The organism is Endozoicomonas sp. YOMI1 (assembly GCF_024606345.1).
Classification (GTDB): domain Bacteria; phylum Pseudomonadota; class Gammaproteobacteria; order Pseudomonadales; family Endozoicomonadaceae; genus Endozoicomonas.
Genome location: NZ_JAHHPM010000221.1, coordinates 1 through 1091, shown reverse-complemented (window position 1 = coordinate 1091; position 1091 = coordinate 1). Strand labels below are relative to the sequence as shown.

The 1091-nt window shown below is 39.3% G+C and carries 1 protein-coding gene; it reads left to right on the top strand.

What is annotated here, in order from left to right:
• Positions 1-136: 136 nt before the first annotated feature.
• The coding region (locus KDK15_RS07795; protein WP_257294796.1) for a hypothetical protein at positions 137-1091 on the top strand (955 nt) is incomplete at its 3' end.

The window sequence follows — 1091 nt, the reverse complement described above, 5'->3', positions numbered from 1 at the left end:
TCCAGCTGTCCAAAATGGCTGCGCAGCTCATATTTAGAAGGTGGAATTGGTATTAGTCTAAAATGGCTTGAAATCCAGAAAATATGATTTCATTCGGTTAACTACTTACATACCTTAAAACCAAGGAATCGGATCTTTGAACACAGTTCATCCTCCATCCACTACGATAAGTCAGACAAATTTATCTTCATTATATCCTCAGCCACCATTGGATGAGCATAAAAAAATACCGGTAAAACAGCTATCGCATACAGATTTATTGGTAAATATCGCGCATTCCACTGCTAATTCCCCTGAACAATGCACCCGAGCCGATGATGGCACGCTTCGGAAAGTTGCAGTGCTAACCCATCCGGGTAACCCCCCCTATTCACTGTCACCTTTGATGATTCGGTCGGAAAATTCAAATCATCTGGTTAAAAGAGAGGATTGGATTCCATATGGTGATCCAGATGTTTTTAATACAGAATTCAGATTATTTGTTGATAGGTTTAAAAACAGGATTATTCAAAAGGATATCACTGCTAAAGATTTAATTGCGGAAGCGATTAATACTCGCAAAAACATTGAGGTTACCAGAAATTATATTTGTGCTGATGAATTTGGACTTCTTCGTAATAATCCGAAAGCAATAAGTAAATACCGCAAACTTTGTCTACACACCCGTCTAAACACAACTTATTCCTGTGGTAAACAACGTGCGGTTGCGCTGACGCATAATGAATTCTTTATTAATCACAGAACTAAGGAAGGAGAAAAGTTTGTTAACCTCATCTCTAGTAAATATCAACTATATCCCTGTGAAATAGATAATATTCATTATGGCGTTGTTGTGGGTAATGCAAAAGACAATAAGGTTTATCTAACCCAAATATTGACCAGCCCCAGAATCAAGGTGTTTGGAATGGAATATATTTTTGGACGATATGATGAGCATTATGTTGGCGAGGATAGGCGCTCTGCTTTAATTATCCATACGGATCCAGATCAACTGATTCCGGGGTTACAGCATGTTCAGGGTTTGATTGATCAGGCAATGGCGGGTGACCTTTCGGTAATCCCCCGCATTCACTGGTGGTATGTACACCTGG